Genomic DNA, 17,312 nt, shown 5'->3' on the forward strand with positions numbered 1-17,312 from the left:
TCTTGGCACGGGGATACGGCGTAGGTGCAACAGGATTGTGACAGTACCGTGATACGGCCCTGCCGGCAATACTTCGTCGGCTGGGCAACCCTTCAACCGGCTATGTTCTGCAGGTAAGCCAGGCAAGGATAGCCGGCGGATCAAGCGGCCACGTGACCCTCGACCGCATGGACAAGCGCGTCGGGGTCGAGCGGCTTGGTGACGAAGCCGCTGGCGCCATGGGCGAGCACTGCGTGGCGGGTCGTTTCCTGACTGTCCGCCGACAGCACCATGATCGGAACCGGCGACACGGCGGTTTCCTCCTCGTGCCGGCGGATGGCGGCGATCGCGTCCAGCCCGTCCATGACAGGCATGTGCAGGTCCATCAGCACCACGTCGAAGCGGTACTTGTGGTCGGTCCCGGTGATGGCCTCGACGGCGGCCTTGCCGTTGCCGACCAGTTTCACGCGATGCCCGGCCTTTAGCAGTGTGGCACGGGCAAGCATGGCGTTGATGTCGTTATCCTCGGCGATCAGCACGGACAGGCCCCGCCGCCGGCCGCCAATGGCGCGGGCGGTTGGTGCGCCGCGCTTTTCCGGCTGCGGCTGGGTGAGGGCAGGCACGCTGCTGGTCAAGAGCACGCGAAGCAACGTTTCGCCACGCACCGGCCTTGCCAGAAAGGTGGCGTAGCCGCTGGCGCGGAACTCGCCCAGCATGCCGCGGTCGGTTGGCGCGATCAGTGTGATCGCCTCGCAATCGGCAAAGCCGCTCTGGCGAAGGCGCTTGAGCAACCTGCCGTCGCCTTCCTCCATGGCCGCATCGACCAAAAGCGCGTCGCAGCCTTCGGCGAAGGACGCTGCCTGGGCGGCGGTGGTGGCCAGATCGACCTTGCCGCCATTGGCGCGGATGGTGCGGGCGATGGCGTCGGCCTCGATGGCGTTCTTCGACAGGATCACGGCGCGCCGCCCTGACAGCGCATCCCGACGGCTCTGCGGCGGCTCGGTGGCCGATATTGCAGGGATTTCGAAGACGAATTCCGAACCCTGGCCGAGCTGGCTCGACACCGAGATCGTGCCGCCCATGGCGATCACCAGGCGCCTGGAGATGGCAAGACCGAGCCCGGCGCCGCCATGCGCGCGAGTCGACGTGCCGTCAGCCTGTTCGAATTCCTCGAAGATGCGCTCCAGGTCGTCCTCCTGCAGGCCGGGACCGGTGTCGGTGACGGTGAAGCATATGCGGTCGGTGGTTTCGGTGCGGGCACGAGCGATGCTCACCAACACGCCGCCGCTGTCGGTGAACTTGATGGCGTTGCCGATGAGGTTGAGCAGCACCTGCCTGACTCTTCCAGGATCGGCTGATATCATCTGCGGCACGTCGGGTTCGACATGGCAGCCAAGGCCGATGTTCTTGGCGAAAGCACGCGCCGCCAGGAGTTCTACGATGTTGTCGGCGATCTCGCGCACCGACATTGGCTGCGGTTCGGGATCGAAGCGGCCGGCCTCGATCTTGGAATAGTCGAGCAGGTCCTCGATCAGCGCCAGCAGCGCGCTGGCCGAGGTCGAGATGGCGCCGACATAGGTCCGTTGTTGCGGCGAGAGCCCGGTGTCCGCCAGCAGCTTGGCCATGCCCATGATGCCGTTCATCGGCGTGCGGATCTCGTGGCTGACGGTGGCGAGGAAGCGCGATTTGGCCTGGCTTGCATATTCGGCTCGCTCGCGGGCGGTGATCAGCGACGTTTCGGCGTGCTTGCGGGCGGTAATGTCGCGGGCGATGGCGCGATGCGAGACGGCACCGCTCTCCTTGTCGCGCACGGACAGTTCGATCCATGAGAACCAGCGCGGGCCGCTCGGTGTTCTAATGGCGACGTCGGTGGAGCTCAGGCATTCATGATCGGAAAAAGCGGCATCGGGAACGATGCCGACGTCGATGCCGAGGTCGGCCAGGGCCTTGCCGGCAAGGTCGCGCTGGTCGGCTCCGACAAGCTCGGCGAAAACCTTGTTGGCATAGACGATGTGGCCGTCACGGTCGCGATGGACGACGAGATCGCCAAGCGCGTCGATCAACCCGCGAAAGCGTTCCTCGCTCTCCTGCATCTCCCACACGCGGTCGGCCAGGCTCTCAACCTCGGCGCGGCTGCGCGCTGCGGTCTCGCCAAGCAGCGCAACCGTGCGGCGCGCCGTGCGCCTGGCACGCACATGCACGGCAAGGCCTGCCATGCCAGTCGACAAAAGCCCGACGGTGATGAAGATCGGCGCGCCGGTCAGATGCGACAGGCCCGCCAGCACGACGATGGCGACGAGCATCAGGAACGGCAGGCCTTCGCGATTGGCGGCGGGCAATTCAGGCGCCAGTGGCGGCGCCGCGATATGCTGCCGGCTTGGCGCCTCCGGGCCGATCCCGTCGACGTTTTCGGCGCTCTCTGTTTCTCTGATGCCGGATTCCGTGACCATGCGGAAACCCTTGCCAGACAGAGATTATGGAAAATTGCCGCGGATCGTTCGAATTTTAGCGGTCGCGCGGTTTTTGCCTCTCCGCTCCTGAAGCGCGTCGCGTTTGGCCGGCCTCATGCGAGGCGCTTCACCGCTGCACACCCTGGGTCATACTTTTGCTCGACATGCATTAAAAACCGGAGAAGGAAGAGCTCACATGTCCACCACCACGCGACCGCGGACCTTGCCCTCGACGATATCGTGCGCGGCGTCGATGATGCCATCGAAGCCAATGGTCGTGGACAGTTTGGCGAGCTTCTGGAGGTCGAGGTCCGTGCCGATGCGGCGCCACGCCTCCATGCGGACCGTTTTTGGCGCCATCACCGAATCGATGCCGAGCAGACAAACGCCGCGCAGGATGAACGGGGCGACGCTCGTCGGCAGATCCATGCCGCCGGCCAGGCCGCAGGCGGCGACGGCGCCGCCATAGGAGGTCATCGAAAGGACGTTGGCCAGGGTGTGACTGCCGACCGCGTCGACGCCGCCGGCCCAGCGTTCCTTGGCGAGCGGCTTTGCCGGCTGGGCAAGCTCGTCGCGCGAAATCACTTCCGAAGCACCCAGGTCGGTCAGGTATGGACTTTCAGCGCTGCGGCCGGTCGAGGCGGTGACGTGATAGCCGAGGCTGGACAGAATCGAAACCGCGACCGAGCCGACGCCGCCGGCCGCGCCCGTCACCACGACGGGGCCGCGTTCCGGCACGATGCCGTGCCGTTCCAGCGCGATAACGCAAAGCATGGCTGTGTAACCTGCCGTGCCGACCGCCATCGCATCATGCGGGCTCATGCCCTGGGGCAGCGGCACCAGCCAGTCGCCCTTGACACGGGCGCGCTCGGCATAGGCGCCAAAATGCGTCTCGCCGACGCCCCAGCCGTTCAATATGACCTTGTCCCCCGTGCGCCAGTCAGCATGGGAGGACGAGATCACGGTGCCGGCGAAATCAATGCCCGGCACCAGCGGCCAGCGGCGGATCACCGGCGCCTTGCCGGATATGGCGAGGCCGTCCTTGTAGTTCACCGTCGTCGCCTCGACGGCGACGGTGACGTCGCCTTCCATTAGGTCGGCTTCGGTAAGGTCGGTGATCGCGACCGACTGCTTCTTCTCGGCGTCGCGCGAAACGAGGATGGCTTTGAAGGTTTCGGGCATGTCTTCTCCTCGGGCTTCTTGAATGGGACACTGTATGGCGGCAGAAGGCCAGGTCAATCGCTTGAGGGCTTGGCCTCACGCCGCCAACCAATGAGTTCGTCGAGGACGACCACCACCGCGCCGACCGCGATGAAGGCGTCGGCGAGGTTGAAGATGGCGAAGGACCATATTGGGGTGTGAAACAGGATGTAGTCGATCACGTGACCATAGGTAACGCGGTCGAACAGATTGCCGAGCGCGCCGCCGACGATCAGCGCAAAGCCGATGCGGGTAAGCACGTGGCCGGGCGGAGTTCGGGCCGCGAGATAGAGCACGAAAGCGACGACGAAAGCGGCGATGACCACCAGGCCGGTGTCACCGAAGGACGAAAACATCGAGAAGGCGATGCCGGTGTTGTAGGTGCGATACAATGCCAGGAACGGGACAAGATCGACCTTTTCCTGAAAAGGGAGGCCGGTCTCGACCAGATATTTCACCCACTGGTCGAGCGTCACCGCGGCGGCGACCAGCACGACGTAGGGCAACCAGGATTTTGCCGTTGGGGATTTCACCATTCGGGATGTCACGGTCAGGCGCCCTCCGGGGCAAGTTTCAGCGCGCCGCGCCGGATCTCGAACAGCATGATGCCGGTGGCCACCGCGAGATTGAGCGAATCGGCCCGACCGGACTGTGGAATCCGCAGCAATCTGTCGCAGCTTTCGGCCAGGCTTTCGGGCAGGCCCTGCTGTTCGTTGCCCATCATCAGCAGCACCGGGCCTTTGGAAAAGTCGACCGAACGGTAATCGACCGCACTCTTCAGATGTGTGCCGGCAACCAGGCCAGGAAAGCTTTTTCGCCACGCAAGGAAGGCTTCCGGCGTCGCCTTGGCGACCGGCACGGCGAAGATCGAACCCATCGTGGCGCGCACGGTCTCGACGGAAAAAGGATCGGTGGTCTCGCCGACCAGGATGATGCCCTTGGCGCCAACGGCATCGACGGTGCGGATGACGGTACCGAGATTGCCGGGATCGCGCACGCGGTCCAGCGCCACCCAGACATCGCCGTCTTGAGCGCGGATGTCCTTCAGCGGCAGGAACTTTTGCGAAAAGACGCCGACCACCATTTGCGGGTTGTCGCGGCGGGTGATGGCGACGAGCACTTTTTCCGAAACTTCGAGCACGGTGCCGCCGGCGGCAACCGTGCGTGCCGCGACCTTTTCGACCGCCGCGTTGCCGCGTCCGGCTTTGGCGAAGACCAGCGTCCGGATCGACCACCCGAGGTCGAGCGCGTCGATGACCAGCTTCAGCCCCTCGGCCATGAATGCGTTCTGCTGGTCGCGGTATTTCTTCAGCGAGAGCGCCTTGATGTCCTTGATCAACGGATTGGCAAGGCTGGTGACTTCCTTCACCTGCCCTGGCGCGCCGGCGTGCCGCTCGCTCATTCAGGCCACCCAGCGCGAAAACAGCGAGGTGGACAGCGCCCGGCCGGCGGATTTCTCGCGGATAATCAGTTCGCCGGATTCGACCGTGCCGCCCATGCCGGCAAAAGTGTCGCGCATCAAGGCATGGATGGCGAAGAAGGAAGCGCGGATCGAATAGGCGGTCAGCACGACAGCGAGCGGCTTCGGCGTCAGGACCGAGCGGCAGAGGTCGGTCAGAGCAGGCAGATCCTCGAACAATTGCCAGACCTCGCCCCTGGGGCCACGGCCATAGGCGGGCGGATCGAACAGGACGATGTCGTAACGGCTGCCACGGCGCTCCTCGCGCTCGGCGAATTTTAGGGCGTCGTCGACGATCCAACGGATCGGCTTTTGCGACAGGCCCGCCATCTCCTGGTTCTTCCTGGCCCAGCCGATCGCCTTCTTGGAAGCATCGACATGGGTGACCTCGGCGCCGGCGCGCGCCGCCACCAGCGAGGCAAGGCCGGTATAGCCGAACAGATTCAGCACTTTGACCGGCCGCTTCGCCGCCGCGATCAGCCCGGCCATGTGATCCCAGTGCGAGGCCTGCTCGGGGAACACGCCGACATGGCGAAACGAGGTGAAGCGGCCGAGATAATCGATGCCGTCATGCTTCATTGGCCAGGTTTCGCCGAGCGGCGTCCTGGGGAAACGCCAGCGGCCGATGCCTTCCTCGTCGGTGTCGCCGGTGAAAATGGCGTCGGCGCGGTCCCAGTCCTTGGCCGGCAACGCTTTTTGCCAGATCGCCTGGCCTTCAGGCCGAACGATGCGATAGGGGCCGTACTGCTCGAGCTTCTGTCCGGCACCGCTGTCGAGCAACGCGTAGTCGGCGTTGGGCGCGACTTCGAGGATCAGCGGCAGGTGTTCGGCGGGCAGGGCGCCGTCGCGGCGGGAAAGGACGCGCGGCGCGGCTATCGGCTCGGTGCGGTTGCCCGATGCGCCGGTTCCGCGCGGTTCCGCCCCGCCCTTTGCGGGCTGATGCGAGCGGCTGTCGCGGCGTTTGTCGCGAAAAGGTTTCAAGAAGCGCATCTCCGGGCCGACGTGGCCCGCTTCTGCCACAGCACATTCACCGGCGCAATAAACGCAGTCGCTGGACATTCCCGAAACGGTCAGCCGCGCTTGATGAAAAGCAGGGCGGCAACCAGCGATACGAAACCGACGGCCTTGAAGCCGGCGACGATCAGATGGCCGGTTTCCCAGCGCAGCCGGATCGCTTCGAAATTCTCCGGAATCGGCCCAGGCACCCAGGTGGCCAGAATATCGTTCGCCGGCTTGACGAGAGCAAACCACATCGCAAGAGACACCGCATAGATCACGGCAGCGGCCAACGCATACCAGAACGCTGGACGGTCATTGCGCAGCATCCAAGCGAGCAGTCCCGGACAGCCGATCGCGGCCAGGTCCAGTGGCGCGCCAATGACGGCAAACAGCTGGAACTGGGCGTTGAAGACAGTCGTCTCGCGCCAGAGAGAAGGCGACCATTTCGTCAGCCGAGGAGCTGATTCCAGGACATGGGCGAAGGATGGTCCAAGGCTGAGCGCCGCGACAACGGCGGCCAAGATGGACCAGAACAACAGGAACCCGCGTATCTCCATAACGCCTGAACAACGGGGTGACGCCGGAGACGTTCCCGGAGGGAAGGGAGTAAGGGAGTAGGCAGTAGGCAGTAGGCAGTAGGCAGTAAGTGAATAGGGAAAGTATGGCTTGCACGAAGCCGCTCGATTTGTACGGCTCCCCTACTGCCTACTGCCTACTGCCTACTGCTCGCCTTGTACACCGCAATGCCGGCGGCGAGGTCTTCGAGGGCTGCGCCGACCGATTTGAACAGCGTGATCTCACCGGGGCTCTGCCGGCCCTTCTTCTGGTCGCGTGCCAATTCATGCAGGTCGGCGACGATGGCTTGCGCCTCCAGCACGCCCGAGGCCAGTGGCTGGACGATGTCGCCCGCCTCCTTGGTGGCGCCGGCCCGGGTGTCGACGTAGACGCGGGCGCGCGCAATCGCATCGTCGTCGCTTTCGCGCATGGACGGCGTGAAGCCGCCGACCAGATCGACATGGGTCCCCGGCTTCAACAGCGCGCCCTTGATCAGCGGCGTGGTCGTGATCGTCGCCGACGAAACGATGTCGGCCTGGCCGAGTTCTGCGTCGAGATCGCTCGCGGCGGTGGCCGCAAAGCCCTCGGCGCGCAATTCCGCCGCAACCTTTTCTGCATTGGCCGGCGTGCGGTTCCAGATGCGGATGACGGTGATCGGCCGCACCGCGCAATGCGCCCTGGCGAGGAACGGCGACAGCGCGCCGGCGCCGACCACCAGCAGCCGCGAAGCGTCCTCGCGGGCCAGATAGGAGGCTGCCAGCGCCGAGGCGCAGGCCGTGCGCCACTGCGTCAGCCGCTGGCCGTCGATCATGGCTTCAGGTTCGCCGGTCGCACCGTCGAGCAGGAGGTAAAGCCCCATCACCGCGGGTTTGCCCACGGCGTTGTTGTCGGGCGACACGGTGACGATCTTGACGCCGATATGGCCGCCTGCCGACGAGCCGGCGGCATTGAAGTCGGTCCAGGCCGGCATCAGGAGCAGGGTCGAGGCCGCGCCATCGGGCCGTTCGACCGTATGGTGGTGCCTGACCGGCTGTACTGCGCCATCGCGAAAAGCCGCGCGCAGCGTTTCGACCAGGCCGGGAAAGGTCAGCGCCTGATCGACCTCGGCCGCCGAAATACTCAGCATGGGAAACTCCGTCGAGAGAAATACGCCTGACGAATGACCGCGAAATCAGAAGCGATTTTCTGCAAAGATCATGCGCAATCAAAAATGGTACAGCGTCCTTTGCGCGCCCAAAAAGGACGCGCGGCGGTTCCGGCTCAGCCCGTCGGCTTCGGCAAGGAGGGGCCTTGTTGCGCGGCCGGTGCCCGGCTGACCGCCTGGCGCAAGTTCTCGGCCTCGACGCCGCGCTGGCGCGCCAGCTTGCGATAGCGGCCCTGCTTGATCCAGGTCGCCAGGCTACCGACGATCATGCCGATGGCGAGGGCCAGGAACAGGAAGATGAAAAGCGGCAGCGTCATCGTCAGCGCCGGATTGCCGGGGTTGAATGGGTCCAGGGTGAAGGCAACCGGATCGCGGTTGGCGACCGCCAGCGCAATCAGAATGACGGCCAGCGGCACGAAGACCACGATGAGCATGAAACGATTGAACATAGAATTTCCTGTCGAAGGCGGGCTCTACCAAAGGCCGGCCCTACTGAAAAGGCCGGCATGGCGCATGAGCCCGCGCGGCGCTTATTTGCCGCTGTTCAGCCTTTCACGCAATTCCTTGCCGGTCTTGAAGAACGGCACCCATTTCTCCTCGACCTCGACGGATTCCCCGGTACGCGGATTGCGGCCGGTGCGGGCGGGGCGGTTTTTCACCGAGAAAGCGCCGAAACCGCGCAGTTCGACCCGGTTGCCTTCGGCAAGCGCGTCGGTGATCTCGTCGAAAATCGCGCCGACAATGTTTTCGACGTCACGCAGGAAAAGGTGCGGGTTGCGTGTGGCGATGATCTGCACAAGTTCGGATTTGATCATGAGAGGGCTCCCCGTGAAAACACTGCGGTCAAATTATGAGGATGATTTTATTTGCTTTTTCACTCGTCTCAAGGGTGCCAGACGGAAACCAGACCGTCAAGAAACAAGCGATCGGCACCAAGTTCGTGAATGATGTCGCCGCCATAGTCGGGCAGGCCGAGCGCACTGCCGATGGTTCGCGCCATCGCCTTCGAGAACAGGAAACCGCCGCTTTCCGCGTCCTTCCACTCCACCACCTTGAGCTTGGCGTCGATGCCCTTGGTTGCGAGCCAGTCGATCGCTTCGGTCTCGCCGCCGACCGCGTCGACCAATTTGTTGGCAACGGCCTGCCGGCCGGTGAAGATCGATCCGTCGGCCAGCGCCAGCGCCTCCGGTTTGGTCATCTTGCGGCGTTCGGCGACGATGCCGACGAACCAGTCGTAGCTGTCGAGAATGAGCTTGCGGACCATGGTGCGCTCGTCGTCATTGGTCGGCTTGAAAGGCGACGGCGAAGCTTTCAACGGCGACGATTTCACTTCCTCGAGCTTGACGCCGAGTTTGTTCATAAGGCCGCTGACGTCCGGATACTGGATCAGCACGCCTATCGAGCCGACAATAGACGATTTGCGCGCGACGATATGATCGGTCGCGGTGGCGATCATATAGCCCGCCGATGCGGCCAGCGTGCCGACCTGGGCCACCACCGGCTTCTCGGCGGCCAACTCGCGCACTGCCTCGTAGATCGATTCGCCGCCGACGGTGGTGCCGCCAGGTGAATCGATCGACAGGATTACAGCTTTCACCCTCGAGGATTGACGGATGGCGTCCAGTTGCTTGATCAGGTCGTCGTCTTCGGTGATGGTGCCCTCGATCTTGACCTTGGCGATATGGTCGACCGCCGCGCCAGTGAAGTCATCGCCGTAAATCCAGGTCGAAAAGGCAATCAGCCCGGCTGCTGCGACGACAAGCGCTGCAACGCGCCAGAATGTCAGCTTGCGGCGCAATCGGCGGCGGTCGATCAGGTCGTCGGCTCTCAGTACCATGGTCAGCCTCATAGTCGGTGGGGAGCAGATGCTTTTAAAGCAACCGCCCGCGCCCGGCTACCGATTCCTGACGAGCTTGCGCCAAAGACAAGGTCTCGACGTTGGCGAGCCGGCGTTTCGAGAGAACATAAAAGACCAATCCACAGCCCCTAACGCTGTCCGCCCGTATCTGGTATGACGTGCAAGTTGTGCCGGTTTCATTTTCGTTTGTGCAACAGCAACCGTCACACTTTTGCGGTTTTCCTCCGCTTGTGCTTGCTTGAGGGCGCCGGCATCCCACCTATAGGGGTGCTTGGCGGCAGGGGCTTAGAAGAAAGCAGTTATGTTAGCGCGACCGATCGAACCGACCAACACCGAGACGGAGTTGGCTTCCCCGGACGTAGGCCCGGCGCGAGTCGACGCCTTCGGCATCGCCCAGCGCCATTCGCGCCGCGTGCGTATCTTGAAGCTGGCGGTGCCGCTGGCCGCTGCCGCGATCGCGGTCGCCGTCCCGGTCTATTCCTATCTCATGGCACCTGGCTCAATCCAGGTCCAGGCCGACGCCAGCGCGTTCGCCAATGGCAAGCTGGTGATGGCCAACCCCAAGCTCAACGGGTTCACCAAGCAGAAACTGCCCTATTCCATGACGGCTTTGCGCGCCATACAGGACGTGAGCCAGCAAGGTATCATCAATCTGGAAGGCATCGACGCCAAGCTGCCGATATCAACCGACAATGTGGCGGCCATCAATGCCCCGCACGGTAGCTTCAATCGCGATGGCAACACCATGAGCCTGACCAGCGATGTCACCATAACCACCACAGATGGCCTGGCGGCAAAGTTCAAATCGGTCTTTCTCGACATGGGCAAAGGCACTATGAAGACGAACGATCCAGTCGACGTCAGCCGTGGCGGGTCGCGGATTACCGCGGATTCGATGTCTGTCCAGGACAACGGCAAGATCGTGGTTTTCGAGAACAGAGTGCGTGTCAACATCGATCCCGCCAGCTTGAAGGCGGCAGAGGCAATGAGCGGAGAATCCAATGCGGTTCAGTAGTTCGACACGGCTCGTGGCCGCGGCTTCGGCGTTGCCGGCCGTAGGGCTGGCCGCCCTGGGGCTGGCTTTGGCGGTGGCGCCGGCTCTGGCGCAGTCCAGGACCACCAGCCAGCTGTCGGGCCTCAAACTGTCCGGCGACAAGCCCATCCAGATCGAAAGCGACAAGCTCGAGGTCCGCCAGGCGGACAGCGTCGCCGTGTTCACCGGCAATGTAAACGTCGTCCAGGGTCCGACCTTGCTCAAGGCCGGCAAGATGACGGTCTATTACGTCAAGGACCCGGACGCTGCCGCCAAGGGTGAGCAGGCCTCGGGTGCCGCGATGACCGGCTCGGCCGACATCGACCGTCTGGAGGTCGCCAATAAGGTCTATATCAAATCGGACGACCAGGTCGCCACGGGCGACAGCGGCACCTTCGACATGAAGACGGAAGTGCTGGTGCTTTCAGGCAGCAAAGTCGTGCTCTCGCAAGGCGACAATGTACTGGTCGGCTGCAAGCTGACCGTGCAGATGAAGAGCGGTCTGGCCCAGGTCGACCCCTGCGGCGGCGGACGCGTCATGATGTCGATCACGCCGCCGAAGTCGGGAGCGGCGAACCCCTGATGGTCGACGTAGCATCGCTGTTGGCGCGTCTTCCAGGACGCGCCGCCAGCAAACTTGCGGCACCGGCCGCGGTTAACCTCGATCAGGTAAAATTCAAGGGAACCCTGATCGCCAAAGGGCTGACCAAAAGCTACAAGGGCCGCAAAGTCGTCAGTGGCGTGACGATCGGCGTGCGCGCCGGTGAGGCGGTCGGGCTGCTCGGCCCCAACGGCGCCGGCAAGACCACCTGCTTCTACATGGTCACCGGCCTGGTGCCGGTCGACGAAGGCACGATCGAAATCGACGGCTTCGATGTCACCTCTATGCCGATGTACCGCCGCGCCCGCCTTGGCATCGGCTACCTTCCGCAGGAGGCGTCGATCTTTCGCGGCTTGAGCGTCGAGCAAAACATCCGTGCCGTGCTCGAAGTGGTCGAGAAGAGCCGCAAGGAGCGCGAACGCATTCTCGACGAACTGCTCGAGGAGTTTCACATCAGCCATCTGCGCAAGGCCCCGTCGCTGTCGCTTTCCGGCGGCGAGCGGCGGCGCCTTGAAATCGCGCGCGCCTTGGCGACCCGCCCCGCATACATGCTGCTCGACGAGCCTTTCGCCGGCATCGATCCGATCGCCGTCGCCGACATCCAGCAACTCGTGCGCCATCTGACGGCGCGCGGCATCGGCGTGCTCATCACCGATCACAATGTCCGCGAGACGCTCGGCCTGATCGACCGCGCCTACATCATCCATGCCGGCCAGGTGTTGACCCATGGCCGGGCCGACGAAGTGGTCGCAAACCCGGATGTGCGGCGGCTTTATCTCGGCGAGGGGTTTACACTCTAAGCGTGAAAATTTCTGTCCAGACGCGGTTTTTGACGCGAGGCAGAGCTTTTTCTTCGATTTCTCGTCGGAATACGCACGGACAGGCGAGTTTTGATCGCCGTCGCCTTGACAAGCAAAAGCCGGGCCAGTTTCTATGCCGAACTCCTTCCGGCAGTCCGGATGCGTAGACAGGGCGTTTGAAACCGAACCATGGCGTTGGCGGCAAAACTACAGCTACGACAGTCCCAGTCGCTGGTGATGACGCCGCAACTCATGCAGTCGATACGGCTGCTGCAGTTCACCCATATCGAGCTGGAACGCTTCATCGACGACGAGATCGAGCGCAATCCTTTGCTCGAGCGCGCCGAGCCGCAAGACGATGCCGTCAGCGACCAGGCGCAGAAGATCGATGCCGCGCTGGAAACGGTCACCGCCGGCGACTGGTTCGAGAAGGAAACGGCGTGGAGCGCCGAGGCGATCTCGGAAAAGCTCGATACTTCGCTGGAAAACCTGTTTCCCGACGACCCCGGCACCAGCGAGCGGCTCGGTCCCGACCTGACGGCCCAGTGGAAATCGGCATCCGGCAACGGTTCCGCATCCTCTTCCGACGGTTTTGACGTCGGAGACATGGCGGCCGGAGCCATCACTTTGCGCGAGCATGTCGCCGAGCAGGTCGCGCTTGCCTTCGCCGACCCGGCAGCACGCCTGATCGCCAGCGAACTGGCCGATGGCCTCGACGAGGCCGGCTACATGCGCGCCGACATGGCTGAGATCGCCACCCGTCTCGGCACCGACAGAGCAGCGGTGGCAAATGCGCTCGCGGTCTGCCAGACATTCGAGCCCACCGGCCTCTTTGCCCGCGACCTTGCCGAATGCCTGTCGCTGCAGCTTGCCGTCCGCGACCGTCTCGACCCTGCGATGAAGGCTTTGATTGCCAATCTCGAACTCCTGGCCCGGCGCGATTTCCAGACCCTCAAACGGATTTGTGGGGTCGATGAGGAGGATCTGCTCGACATGCTGGCCGAGATACGTGCGCTCGATCCGCGCCCGGGGATGGCGTTTTCGGGCGGCGCCAGCGACGCGATCATCGCCGATGTCGAAGTGCGTGCGGCCAATGACGGGAGCTGGGTGATCGAACTCAACCCCGAAACGCTGCCGCGCGTGCTGGTCGACCATATCTATTTCGCTCGGGTTTCGCCGCATGCGAAAAATCAGACGGAAAAGGACTTCCTGGCGGAGTGCCTGCAAAACGCCAATTGGCTGACGCGCAGCCTCGATCAGCGGGCGAAGACTATCCTCAAGGTTGCCTCAGAAATCGTGCGCCAGCAGGACGCCTTCCTCGTCCATGGCGTGCGTCACCTGAGGCCGCTCAACCTGCGCACGGTGGCCGACGCCATCGGCATGCACGAATCGACCGTCAGCCGGGTCACCGCCAACAAATACATGCTGACGCCGCGCGGCGTGTTCGAACTGCGCTATTTCTTCACCGCCTCGATCGCTTCGTCGGGTGGCGGTGACGCGCATTCGTCTGAAGCGGTGCGCGACCGCATCAAGCAGTTGATCGACGAGGAGAAACCTGCCGACGTGCTTTCCGACGACGCGATTGTGGATATGTTGCGGGAAAGCGGCGTCGATATCGCCAGGCGCACGGTCGCCAAGTATCGGGAGGGCATGAATATTCCCTCGTCGGTGCAGCGGCGGCGTGAAAAACGCGCTTTGGCCAGCGCCGGACGCTGATCTCTGACTGAATTTTCGACAGCTTTCGCACTTCATTGACAAGCCGCAATGAAGTGGCTAGAAGCCCGCCCGCATGGGACGGGCTACTGCCCGCATGCGGATGGTCCGTCACGACGTTGGCCACGGGACGGTCAAGAAGGCGGCTTGTGATCAATCGGAAAAGTTCGGATTTAAAATCGGCGCAAGTGACGCCGCAAAGCTTGTGCGCTCAGACCACGGGTATAAACTCGGGACAGTTTGAAGCCTGAGCAAGGAAGGTCAGTATTCAGATGACGCTGCGCATATCAGGAAAACACATGGATATCGGCGATGCGTTCCGTACGCGCATCAACGACCGTGTCGGAGAGGTGATCGGGAAATATTTCGATCGGGGCTTTTCTGGGCAAATTGTAGTCGTCAAATCGGGATCGCGCTACACGGCCGATTGCATGATCCGGCTGGATTCCGGCGCTTCGCTGCAGGCGACCGGTGAAGCGCAGGACCCGACGCTCGCTTTCGAGGCGGCGGCGGATCGCCTCGAGACCCGCCTTCGCCGCTACAAGCGTCGGCTGAAGTCGCATAATTCAGGCAACGCCAATGGCGAACCCACCGACGTCGCCTATACGGTGATGGCGCCGCTTGCCGACGATGACGAGGAAATGCCGGAGAATTTCGCGCCAGCCATCGTCGCCGAATCAACCATGACGCTGCGGACCATGTCGGTGGCGTCAGCCGTGATCGAACTCGACACCAAGGACAGCCCGGTCCTCGTCTTCCGCAACGCCGGAAACGAGCATCTCAATATCGTCTATCGTCGGCCGGACGGAAACATCGGCTGGATCGACCCGTCTACGACCAAGGTCGCGCAGGGCTAACGGCCAAGGCCGCACTGGGCTGACGGCCAAGGCCGCACTGGGATAAGGCACCAGCCGCACGCGAGAGTGAGGGCTGGCGACGGCAGGCGAACAAGGGATTTCAAGTATGGACCTGAGCGATCTTATCAACGTTCCGGCAATCTTGCCGGCGTTGAAGGCGAACTCCAAGAAGCAACTGCTGCAAATGCTGTCCGAAAGGGCGGCGGCGATTGCCGGCATTCCGGAACGGGAGGTGTTCGACACCATCCTGCAGCGTGAACGGCTGGGCTCGACCGGTGTCGGCAACGGCATTGCCATTCCGCATGGCAAGCTGGCCGGGGTGAAGCGGATCGCCGGGGTTTTCGCCCGGCTGGAGACGCCGGTCGATTTCGAGGCGCTGGACGACCAGCCGGTCGATCTGGTGTTCCTGCTTTTGGCGCCCGAAGGCGCCGGCGCCGACCATCTCAAGGCGCTGTCGCGCATTGCGCGGGTGCTGCGCGACGCCGACACGGTGGCCAAGATCAGGGGCACCCGCGACGCCGCCGCGATCCATGCGCTTTTATCGGATACACAAGCCTCGCACGCGGCCTGAGTGTTTTCGATCAGTTCGGTTAAAGGGCCGCCGCGAGCGGCCCTGTCCGTTCTAACCAGATCGCTGCGCCGTCTTGTTAGTGGATCGCGACTTAGTGGATCGCGACGGGGGTCAGGTCGTTTTCCAGGGCGCCGGCCAGCGCCCGCTCGCGAGCGTCGGAAAGCAGGATCGGCTGGCCGTTGGCGGCAAACAGGGCCCACAGTTCCAGCCCGGGCGCGATTTCGCCGAGGCCCGGGAAACGGCCGCGCAGATCGTCGCTCGAGATTTTCCTGAGATAGGCGACCGAGCCTTCGCCGAGATGGGCGAACTCGCCGCTGGTCATGATAAGGTTTTCGTCAGTTCTGGTCATTTAAGCCTCCGTGCTGCGAGGACCCCGTTCAAGGCCGCCTCGCATGAGAGCAATCGGTAAAAATCAGTCTTTCACCGATATGTTTATTTTCCGTACCAGCCGTTCGGACTCGGGCCGATCGAGATCGATCGACAAAAGACCGTTCTTCAGCTCCGCCGCGATCACCCGCATGCCGTCGGCCAGCACGAAACAGCGCTGGAACTGCCGCGCGGCAATGCCGCGGTGCAGAAATTCGCGCTCGGTGTCATCGTTCTGACGGCCGCGCACGACCAACTGGTTCTCCTCCGTGGTCACATCGAGATCGTTTTCGGCGAAACCGGCGACAGCGAGTGTGATACGTAGCCTTTCGGCCTTGCCGTCGGCACCGCTGAGGCGCTCGATGTTGTAGGGAGGGTAGCTGTCACCTGACTTCGCCAGACGCTCCAGGGTCTTTTCCATGGCGTCGAAACCCAGGAGAAGCGGGCTGGAAAAAGGCGTCATTCGACTCATGTTACACTGTCCTCTCAAGAGCGACATAAAGCGGAAAAACCCGGATGGCATTTTTCCCGATGGTCTTGATATGGTCCGCCCGGCGGTCGAGTTCAAGCCGTCAAAAGCCCCGCCCAAAAAGACTCCCTAAACAAGGAATTGAAATGCCCCAATCCCGCAAGATCATCATCGACACGGATCCCGGCCAGGATGATGCCGTCGCCATATTGCTGGCGCTCGGCAGCGCCGAGCTGGAGATCGTCGGCATGACCGCCGTCGCCGGCAACGTGCCGCTGAGACTCACCGAAAAGAATGCACGCAAGATCTGCGAGCTGGCCGGCCGGCCTGACATCAAGGTCTATGCCGGCGCCATCCGGCCGCTGGCGCGCGAACTGGTAACCGCCGAGGAGGTGCACGGCGAGACCGGGCTCAACGGACCGCAATTGCCCGAACCAACCATGGAGCTGCAGGCCCAGTACGCAGTAGATTTCATCGTCGAGACGCTGATGAAGGAAGAGAGCGGCACGATCACCCTGTGCGCACTCGGCCCGCTCACCAACATAGCGCTGGCGCTGATCCGCGAGCCGAACATTGCGCCGCGCATCAAGGAAATCGTGCTGATGGGCGGCGGCTTCTTCGAAGGCGGCAACGTCACCCCGACCTCCGAATTCAACATCTATGTCGACCCGCATGCCGCCGATGTCGTATTCAAATCCGGCATTCCGATCGTCATGATGCCGCTCGACGTCACCCACAAGGCGCTGACCACCGCCAAGCGCACCCAAGCCTACCGCAAGCTCGGCACCAGGGTCGGCACGGCCACGGCGGAGATGCTGGAATTCTTCGAACGATTCGACGAAGAGAAATACGGCACCGACGGCGGTCCGCTGCATGACCCTTGCGTCATCGCCTATCTGCTGAAACCCGAGCTGTTCAGGGGCCGCAACTGCAACGTCGCTGTGGAAACCGCCTCGGAACTCACCATGGGCATGACCGTGATCGACTGGTGGGGCGTGACCAAACGGCCGAGCAACGCCATGGTGATGCGCGACATCGACCACGATGCGTTGTTCGCGCTGCTGCTGGAAAGGCTGGGCCGGCTTTAGGGCCGCTTCCTTCTCCCCTCGTGGGGCCTTGTGGCCCGAAGGGCGGGCGAGGCCCGTGACTCGCCCCGGGCGGGGGATCTGCGTGCAGCGCCGAGACGGTTGAGGGTATTGGCCGGAGCGCTGTTGGAGCTGGAACACCCCTCATCCGGCCGCGGAGCCTGTCCTCGGGC

19 protein-coding genes are annotated in these 17,312 nt (G+C 63.2%); 7 read left to right on the forward strand and 12 right to left on the reverse strand.

Annotation, left to right across the window (positions count from 1 at the left end):
* Nucleotides 1-140: 140 nt before the first annotated feature.
* From AC0L3D_RS05860 to sppA, 10 genes are all read right to left on the reverse strand, one after another.
* On the reverse strand, nucleotides 141-2,429 hold the full coding sequence (locus tag AC0L3D_RS05860; protein WP_128173488.1) for an ATP-binding protein: 2,289 nt from the start codon (nucleotides 2,427-2,429) through the stop codon (nucleotides 141-143).
* 192 nt (nucleotides 2,430-2,621) lie between these two features.
* Nucleotides 2,622-3,611 carry an acrylyl-CoA reductase (NADPH) gene (acuI, locus tag AC0L3D_RS05865; RefSeq protein WP_023797435.1) on the reverse strand — a complete coding sequence of 330 codons (990 nt, stop codon included), beginning with the start codon at nucleotides 3,609-3,611 and terminating at the stop codon, nucleotides 2,622-2,624.
* A 53-nt stretch (nucleotides 3,612-3,664) separates the two neighbouring features.
* Entirely contained in the window at nucleotides 3,665-4,165 is a 501-nt protein-coding gene (gene lspA, locus AC0L3D_RS05870; protein WP_031254192.1) for a signal peptidase II, read from the reverse strand.
* A gap of 14 nt (nucleotides 4,166-4,179) precedes the next feature.
* The gene (locus AC0L3D_RS05875) at nucleotides 4,180-5,031 is read right to left on the reverse strand and encodes a TrmH family RNA methyltransferase (protein ID WP_473643438.1); all 852 of its coding nucleotides are present in this window, start codon (nucleotides 5,029-5,031) and stop codon (nucleotides 4,180-4,182) included.
* Complete coding sequence (locus tag AC0L3D_RS05880; protein ID WP_473643440.1) at nucleotides 5,032-6,069, reverse strand: RsmD family RNA methyltransferase; 1,038 nt, start codon at nucleotides 6,067-6,069, stop codon at nucleotides 5,032-5,034.
* Nucleotides 6,070-6,158: 89 nt separating this feature from the next.
* Nucleotides 6,159-6,644, reverse strand: coding sequence for a DUF1772 domain-containing protein (locus AC0L3D_RS05885; protein ID WP_287290050.1), 486 nt, complete (start codon nucleotides 6,642-6,644; stop codon nucleotides 6,159-6,161).
* A gap of 155 nt (nucleotides 6,645-6,799) precedes the next feature.
* Nucleotides 6,800-7,768 carry a bifunctional Delta(1)-pyrroline-2-carboxylate/Delta(1)-piperideine-2-carboxylate reductase gene (gene lhpI, locus AC0L3D_RS05890; RefSeq protein ID WP_473643442.1) on the reverse strand — a complete coding sequence of 323 codons (969 nt, stop codon included), beginning with the start codon at nucleotides 7,766-7,768 and terminating at the stop codon, nucleotides 6,800-6,802.
* Nucleotides 7,769-7,902: 134 nt separating this feature from the next.
* Nucleotides 7,903-8,235, reverse strand: a complete 333-nt coding sequence (locus tag AC0L3D_RS05895) for a LapA family protein (RefSeq protein ID WP_027153064.1) — start codon at nucleotides 8,233-8,235, stop codon at nucleotides 7,903-7,905.
* A gap of 81 nt (nucleotides 8,236-8,316) precedes the next feature.
* The gene (locus tag AC0L3D_RS05900) at nucleotides 8,317-8,601 is read right to left on the reverse strand and encodes an integration host factor subunit beta (protein ID WP_023797441.1); all 285 of its coding nucleotides are present in this window, start codon (nucleotides 8,599-8,601) and stop codon (nucleotides 8,317-8,319) included.
* A 68-nt stretch (nucleotides 8,602-8,669) separates the two neighbouring features.
* Entirely contained in the window at nucleotides 8,670-9,623 is a 954-nt protein-coding gene (gene sppA, locus AC0L3D_RS05905) for a signal peptide peptidase SppA (RefSeq protein ID WP_473643444.1), read from the reverse strand.
* A 322-nt stretch (nucleotides 9,624-9,945) separates the two neighbouring features.
* Here sppA and lptC point away from each other — a divergent pair, with 322 nt between their 5' ends.
* The 6 genes from lptC (at nucleotide 9,946) to ptsN (ending at nucleotide 15,219) form a co-directional block, all read left to right on the forward strand.
* Nucleotides 9,946-10,659 (forward strand): LPS export ABC transporter periplasmic protein LptC, encoded by a 714-nt coding sequence (lptC, locus tag AC0L3D_RS05910; protein WP_091595571.1) that lies wholly within the window; start codon nucleotides 9,946-9,948, stop codon nucleotides 10,657-10,659.
* A complete protein-coding gene (locus AC0L3D_RS05915) occupies nucleotides 10,646-11,260 on the forward strand; it encodes an LptA/OstA family protein (RefSeq protein ID WP_473643445.1) in 615 nt (204 codons plus the stop codon). The genes lptC and AC0L3D_RS05915 overlap by 14 nt, the downstream gene beginning before the upstream one ends.
* The gene (gene lptB, locus AC0L3D_RS05920) at nucleotides 11,260-12,078 is read left to right on the forward strand and encodes an LPS export ABC transporter ATP-binding protein (protein ID WP_027153062.1); all 819 of its coding nucleotides are present in this window, start codon (nucleotides 11,260-11,262) and stop codon (nucleotides 12,076-12,078) included. The genes AC0L3D_RS05915 and lptB overlap by 1 nt, the downstream gene beginning before the upstream one ends.
* A 189-nt stretch (nucleotides 12,079-12,267) precedes the next feature.
* The gene (gene rpoN / locus AC0L3D_RS05925) at nucleotides 12,268-13,794 is read left to right on the forward strand and encodes an RNA polymerase factor sigma-54 (RefSeq protein WP_287260989.1); all 1,527 of its coding nucleotides are present in this window, start codon (nucleotides 12,268-12,270) and stop codon (nucleotides 13,792-13,794) included.
* Nucleotides 13,795-14,063: 269 nt separating this feature from the next.
* The gene (gene hpf / locus AC0L3D_RS05930) at nucleotides 14,064-14,648 is read left to right on the forward strand and encodes a ribosome hibernation-promoting factor, HPF/YfiA family (protein ID WP_023797447.1); all 585 of its coding nucleotides are present in this window, start codon (nucleotides 14,064-14,066) and stop codon (nucleotides 14,646-14,648) included.
* Between the two features lie 106 nt (nucleotides 14,649-14,754).
* On the forward strand, nucleotides 14,755-15,219 hold the full coding sequence (gene ptsN / locus AC0L3D_RS05935) for a PTS IIA-like nitrogen regulatory protein PtsN (RefSeq protein WP_023797448.1): 465 nt from the start codon (nucleotides 14,755-14,757) through the stop codon (nucleotides 15,217-15,219).
* Nucleotides 15,220-15,310: 91 nt separating this feature from the next.
* On the opposite strand, the gene AC0L3D_RS05940 is transcribed toward ptsN, so the two are convergent.
* Both AC0L3D_RS05940 and AC0L3D_RS05945 read right to left on the reverse strand, forming a co-directional pair.
* On the reverse strand, nucleotides 15,311-15,568 hold the full coding sequence (locus AC0L3D_RS05940; RefSeq protein WP_023797449.1) for a BQ00720 family protein: 258 nt from the start codon (nucleotides 15,566-15,568) through the stop codon (nucleotides 15,311-15,313).
* Nucleotides 15,569-15,631: 63 nt separating this feature from the next.
* Nucleotides 15,632-16,057, reverse strand: coding sequence for an Hsp20 family protein (locus AC0L3D_RS05945; protein ID WP_023797450.1), 426 nt, complete (start codon nucleotides 16,055-16,057; stop codon nucleotides 15,632-15,634).
* Between the two features lie 143 nt (nucleotides 16,058-16,200).
* Here AC0L3D_RS05945 and AC0L3D_RS05950 point away from each other — a divergent pair, with 143 nt between their 5' ends.
* Nucleotides 16,201-17,142, forward strand: coding sequence for a nucleoside hydrolase (locus tag AC0L3D_RS05950; RefSeq protein ID WP_023797452.1), 942 nt, complete (start codon nucleotides 16,201-16,203; stop codon nucleotides 17,140-17,142).
* The last annotated feature ends 170 nt before the right edge of the window (nucleotides 17,143-17,312 follow it).

The sequence above is a fragment of the Mesorhizobium sp. WSM4837 genome (assembly GCF_055811435.1).